4 protein-coding genes are annotated in these 6,166 nt (G+C 74.1%); 2 read left to right on the top strand and 2 right to left on the bottom strand.

Annotation, left to right across the window (positions count from 1 at the left end):
* Positions 1 to 189: 189 nt before the first annotated feature.
* The gene (locus tag ACFVGY_RS21110) at positions 190 to 1,341 is read right to left on the bottom strand and encodes a phosphatase PAP2 family protein (protein ID WP_385679551.1); all 1,152 of its coding nucleotides are present in this window, start codon (positions 1,339 to 1,341) and stop codon (positions 190 to 192) included.
* Positions 1,342 to 1,675: 334 nt separating this feature from the next.
* A complete protein-coding gene (locus ACFVGY_RS21105) occupies positions 1,676 to 2,815 on the bottom strand; it encodes a hypothetical protein (protein WP_385679549.1) in 1,140 nt (379 codons plus the stop codon).
* 294 nt (positions 2,816 to 3,109) lie between these two features.
* On the opposite strand from ACFVGY_RS21105, the gene ACFVGY_RS21100 reads away from it, so the two are divergent.
* Positions 3,110 to 4,966 carry an MFS transporter gene (locus tag ACFVGY_RS21100; RefSeq protein WP_385679547.1) on the top strand — a complete coding sequence of 619 codons (1,857 nt, stop codon included), beginning with the start codon at positions 3,110 to 3,112 and terminating at the stop codon, positions 4,964 to 4,966.
* Positions 4,967 to 4,995: 29 nt separating this feature from the next.
* Positions 4,996 to 6,165 (top strand): acyl-CoA dehydrogenase family protein, encoded by a 1,170-nt coding sequence (locus tag ACFVGY_RS21095; RefSeq protein ID WP_385679545.1) that lies wholly within the window; start codon positions 4,996 to 4,998, stop codon positions 6,163 to 6,165.
* The last annotated feature ends 1 nt before the right edge of the window (position 6,166 follow it).

The following is a 6,166-nucleotide window of genomic DNA, read 5'->3' as shown; positions in this document are numbered from 1 at the left end:
GGGGGTCCTCAGCTGGCCCCCGTTAGCGTAAGAAGCCGGGGGCGGGGGGTTGGTTTGGGGCTTACTGGGCGGTTGCGGGGGGGGGGGGGGGGCCGCCGGCCCCCCCTTCACCGGTGCGCGCGGTGGGGGAGCCGACGGGGTGGTGTGCGTACCGCCCCGCGGGTGCCCCGGCGTGTCCCGGGGGCCGGCTCAGCCGTTGGTGGCCGGTCGGGCTGCGGCGCGTCCGGCCGGGGTCCGCTCGGTGTGCGCCGGGCGCCGGGCGCCGCCCGGCGCGGCCGGCACCCGCTCGGAGCGGACCAGGTGCGTCCGGCCGGCGTGGTGCGCGGGTCGGGGTACCGCAGCGTGCCCGGTGCCGGCCGCGGATGCCGCGGCCTGGGCTCCGGCCTGCGCGGATGCCGGGGCGTTCGGCTGGCCCGGCACCGCAGCGCCGGCCGCCGTCCCCTCGGCCCGGGCTGCGGCCGGGGCTTCCGCCGCAGCCGGGGAGCCGCTGGTTCCGGGGGTCTGCCGGAGCTGCCACTTGCCGCCCGCGGAGAGCAGCGGGACGAGCGCGGTGGCGACCGGCGCGGGCACCGTTCCGGCTTCCACGCGGCGCCGCATCCGCTCGCGCCGCTCGAACACCCAGGCCTCGACGCCCGCGATCAGCGGCTCGAACCAGGGCAGCGCCAGCATGATCAGCAGGCCCGCGGACCAGCCGAGCAGGACGTCGCTGACCCAGTGGGTGCCGAGGTAGACGGTGGTGGCGCCGACGCTGAGCGAGACGACCGCGGAGACCACGGAGAGCACCCGTCGGGTGACCACGGTCGAGGCCAGGTAGGCCAGGATGCCCCAGGTCACGACGGCGTTCGCGGTGTGGCCGGAGGGAAATATGTCGCCGCCGGCGAACAGCTCGGCGGAGCCGATCGTGGTGGCGTAGTGCGGGCCGAGGCGGCCGAGGCCGAGCTTCACCGAGCCCACGGTGATGTTGAGCAGGAGCAGCGCCACGCCGAGGGTGATCAGCGGCCGAAGGGTGTGCTGCCGCCAGGAGCGCCAGCCGAGCCATGCGGCGACCATGACCGCGGTGGGCCCGCGCTGCCCCAGTACGACGAGGTAGTCGAGGAAGGCGTGCAGCTGCGGCCACTGGTCGTACGGCCGGAAGAACATGACCTGCCAGTCCAGGCGGACGAGCCAGGACGTGGTCAGTACGGCCACCACGATCGCGAGATAGAAGGCGAGGGTCGCTCCGAAGAGCACGACGCGGTGCCGGCTCATCTGCGGCGTTTGCAGATGAGCCGGTCGCTCGGGTTCCCGGTCCAGTCGGGCGAACACCCGCTCCAGCCGGGACAGGATTTGGTCGGTACGCACGTCAATCGACGTTACCGCGCGCCGCTGGTCAGCCCGGGCGAATCACCGGGTTTGTGATGACCATGTGATGTGGAGTTGGTCTCACGCGGCACTTAATTCCTGGGATTAAGGCATTAGTTGGAGTGTCCGATCCATTGGCCCGGCGATTGTTTCGCGCTCGCGCCCGTGATTTATCGGCGACGCTCAATTCTTTTGCCGAAAGATGGCTCGGAATGATCCATTCCATTGCCGGGCGGGGGCGTCCCGAGCCCGGCGCCCCGCCCGCCGATGCGTCGCCCGTCAGCGTCCCGGGCCGCCCCTGTCCGGCCCCGACCGCTCGCCCGCCGCGCCCTGCTCACGGGGGGCCCGACCCGTTCAGCCAGAACGCCCCGTACACCGCCGACGCAACCGCCACCGCCCCCAGCACCGCGGCCGCCCGGCCCGGCCGCCGGCGGGCCAGTGCCACCGCCGCCGGCAGCAGCAGCGGAAAGGCCGGCAGCAGCAGCCGCGGCTTGGACCCGAAGTACGCCGACGCGCCCAGCGCCAGCGCGACGACGATCCCGGAGTACACCAGCAGGGCGGCCGGCTGCCGCTGCCGTACGCACAGCGCGTACAGCCACAGCACCAGGACCACGCCCGCGATCAGCCCGAGCCCCGCCGGGGCGGCCCCCGAGGTGAGCTTCGCGCCGATGAACCGGGCGAAGGCCAGGCCCCCGTCGAAGCCGTTGCCCCAGCCGCCCTGCACGTCGAGGTACCCGAGCAGCCCGCGCCCGGTGTGCCCGCCCACCCACAGCACGTACGCCGCCGCCCCCGCCGGGGCCAGCACCGCCCCCACCGCCATCCGCCAGGAGCGCTCGCCGCGCCGCCAGGCCAGGGCGAGCGCCACCCAGACCGCCGCGACCACCGCGGCACCGACCGGGCGGGTCAGCCCCGCCCCCGCCGCGAGGAGGCCCGCCACCGGCCACCGACCGCGCAGGGCCGCGTACAGCGCCCAGGCGGCCAGCGCCGTGAACAGCGACTCGCTGTACGCCATGGACTGCACGATGCCGACGGGCAGCGCGGCCCAGACCCCGGCCGCGAACACCCCCGCCCGGCGCCCGTCGACGCCGAGGTCCCGCCGGGCGCACATCAGGTCGGTGACCGCGAAGATCCCCCAGGCCGCGGCGAGTCCCGCCACCGCCGAGACCACCAGGCCCGCCGAGCCGTAGCCCAGCCCGGTCGGGGCCGCGACCAGCCGCTCCAGCCAGGGCAGCAGCGGGAAGAAGGCAAGGTTCGAGTGGACCGCCCCGCCCGGCAGGACCACCTCGTAGCCGTACCCCTCGGCGGCGATGCGGGCGTACCAGAGGGAGTCCCAGCGCGCCGACAGCAGCGTGTGCGGGCTGCTGCCCGCGGCCGCCCCCCACGCCGCCAGCACGCCCAGCCCGAGCAGCCGGACCGCCGCGAAGACGGCCAGGGCGGGCGCGGCCCGGCGAAAAGCATGATCTTTCACAGGCATGATTATCGGTGGCGTCCGCGCCCGTCGACGGGGGTGGGGCCACGCGCCGTGACCGGGTGCGTACGCGGAGGAAGTGCGGGGAGGGGACCGGGTGGGGCGAGTGGCGTACACCACACCGCGGCCGCCGCCGCGATGAGAGCTTGACCACGTGCCGGACAAGCGGACTCGCGTACGCTGACCGTTCACTCGCATGTCGATGCCGGACCCCGTAGGACGCCGCCCCGTGCACACCCCGGCGGCTCCGCCGAGACGTTGGTCCGCCGAGTGCGAGCGATTCATCTGGGAGGTACATGCATGTCGGGGACCAACGCGGCCGACCGCAGGACCGCCGACAGCAGACACACCCCCGGCGGGGCCGCCGACCGCGCGCCCCTCGGGGCGCGGCTGCGCGCGGCCTCCGGCGGGGCCAACCGCTGGGTCGTCCTCGCGGTGCTGTGCATCAGCCTGGTCCTCGTCGCGCTCGACGCGACGATCCTGCACGTCGCCGTCCCCTCCGTCACCGAGGACCTGCGTCCCGGCTCCGTCGAGCTGCTGTGGATCGTCGACGCGTACCCGCTGGTGTGCGCCGCGCTGCTGATCCTCTTCGGCACCCTCGGCGACCGGGTCGGCCGCCGCCGGATACTCCTGCTCGGCTACACCCTCTTCGGCGCGGCTTCCGCCATCGCGGCCTTCGCCGACGACGCCCAGGTCCTCATCGTCGCCCGCGCCCTGCTCGGCGTCGGCGGCGCGATGATCATGCCGGCCACCCTGTCGATCCTGCGCCAGGTCTTCCCCGACCGGCGCGAGCGGGCCCTGGCCATCGGCATCTGGACCGCCGTCGCCGCGATCGGCGCGGCCAGCGGCCCGGTCCTCGGCGGCTTCCTCATCGAGCACTTCTGGTGGGGCTCGGTCTTCCTGATCAACATCCCGCTGATGGCGCTGATCCTGCCGGTCGGGCGCTGGTTGCTGCCGGAGTCCAGGGGTACCGCCGACGGGCCGTGGGACGTGCTCGGCGCGCTGATGGCCGCCGGCGGTGTGCTCGGCGTGGTCCTCGGGGTCAAGCGGCTCGGCGCCGAGCGCCGGCTCCTCGACGCCGAGTCACTGCTGCCCCTGCTGCTCGGCGTGGCCCTGCTCGTGCTGTTCACCCGCCGGCAGAAGCGCCGCCCGCACCCGCTCATCGACATGCGGATGTTCGCCCGCGCCGCCTTCTCCACCTCCGTCGGCTGCATCGTGCTCGCCATGCTGGCCCTCGTCGGCCTGGAGCTCCTCGCGGTCCAGTACCTCCAGCTCGTGCTCGAACTCAGCCCCCTGGAGACCGGCCTGCGCCTGCTGCCGCTGACCTTCGCGGCCATGGCGGCCGGGGCCACCGGCTCGTACACGCTGGCCCGGGTCGGGCCGCGCACGATGGTGTCGCTGGGCTTCCTGCTGACCGCCTTCGCCGTGCTGCTGCTGACGCTCATGGGGGAGCACGACCGGCCCGTCCTGCTGACCGTCGGCTTCGTGCTGCTCGGCTTCGGGCTCCAGACCACCCTCTTCGCCGCGTACGAGTCGATGCTGAGCGAGGCGCCCGCGGAGACGGCCGGCGGGGCGGCCTCCATAGGCGAGACCTCGTACCAGCTGGGCGCGGGCATGGGCATCGCCCTGCTCGGCAGCGTCATGAACGCCGCCTACGCGCCGGGGCTGCTGCACGTGCCCGGCGTGTCGCCCGAGGACGCCAAGGGCGCCGCGAACTCGCTCGGCGAGGCCTACCAGATCGCCGGGCAGCTCGGCGGCGCCGCGGGTGAGTCGCTGTTCGACGCGGCGCGCCACTCGTTCGTGCAGGGTCTGCACATCACGCTGGTGGTCAGCGCCGCCCTGCTGCTCGCGGGGGCCGTGATGGCGCTGAAGCTGCCACGGGTCATGGAGTGCACCGACGCGGACGGGGACGCAGGCATCGGCGACTCCGGCACCGGCGACTCCGGCATCGGCGACTCCGGCACCCACGGCGTCCCGGCCCAGGCCCCGTCCCCGGAGCCGGACGCCGAGCGCGCCGGCCGTCCCGCCCGGACCGCGGCCGCACCGGCGGGCGAGGGGCCGCGGATCCCCGGCCCGGCGCGGCCCGGCCGCGACGCGCTCGCCGGCCCGGCCGGGGGTGGACCGGGGGCGGCGGCAAGGTCAAACTTGCACCGCTAGGTTCACCCTCTGGCCCGCCGGGAGGCCCCGTGTCCTTCGTACCCACCGATCCGCTCGGGCTCGACGAGCTCCTCAGCCCCGAGGACCTCGCCATCCGCGACACCGTCCGCGGCTGGGCCGCCGACCGCGTCCTCCCGCACGTCGCCGAGTGGTACGAGACCGGCGAGCTACCGGTCATCCGCGAGCTGGCCCGCGAGCTCGGCGCACTCGGGGCCCTCGGCATGTCCCTGGAGGGGTACGGGTGCGCGGGCGCCACCGCCGTGCAGTACGGGCTCGCCTGCCTGGAGCTGGAGGCCGCCGACTCCGGGATCCGTTCGCTGGTCTCCGTCCAGGGCTCCCTGGCCATGTACGCGATCTGGAAGTACGGCTCGGAGGAGCAGAAGCAGCGCTGGCTCCCCAGCATGGCGGCCGGCGAGCTGATCGGCTGCTTCGGGCTGACCGAACCCGACATCGGCTCCGACCCCGCGGCCATGCGCACGTACGCCAAGCGCGACGGCTCCGACTGGATCCTGAACGGCCGCAAGATGTGGATCACCAACGGGTCCGTGGCGGCGGTGGCCGTGGTCTGGGCGCAGACCGACGAGGGGATCCGCGGCTTCGCCGTGCCCACCGACTCGGCCGGCTTCTCGGCGCCGGAGATCAAGCACAAGTGGTCGCTGCGCGCCTCGGTCACCAGCGAGCTGGTGATGGACGACGTACGGCTGCCCGCCGACGCGGTGCTGCCGGGGGTCACGGGGCTCAAGGGACCGCTGGGCTGTCTCAGTCACGCGCGGTACGGGATCGTCTGGGGATCAATGGGTGCGGCGCGCGCCAGTTTCGAGGCCGCGCTCGACTACGCGCGGACGCGGGAGCAGTTCGGCCGGCCGATCGGCGGCTTCCAGCTCACCCAGGCCAAGCTCGCCGACATGGCGCTGGAGCTGCACAAAGGCATCCTGCTCGCCCACCACCTCGGCCGCCGGATGGACGCCGGAACCCTGCGGCCGGAGCAGATCAGCTTCGGCAAGCTCAACAACGTCCGCGAGGCCATCGACATCTGCCGCACCGCGCGGACGATCCTCGGTGCCAACGGGATCTCGCTCGAGTACCCCGTCATGCGGCACGCCACCAACCTGGAGTCGGTGCTCACCTACGAAGGCACCGTGGAGATGCACCAGTTGGTGCTGGGCAAGGCGCTCACCGGGCTCGACGCCTTCCGGTGAG

Source organism: Streptomyces sp. NPDC127106 (assembly GCF_042677605.1).
Classification (GTDB): domain Bacteria; phylum Actinomycetota; class Actinomycetes; order Streptomycetales; family Streptomycetaceae; genus Streptomyces.
This window is presented reverse-complemented; position numbering and strand designations above follow the sequence as displayed.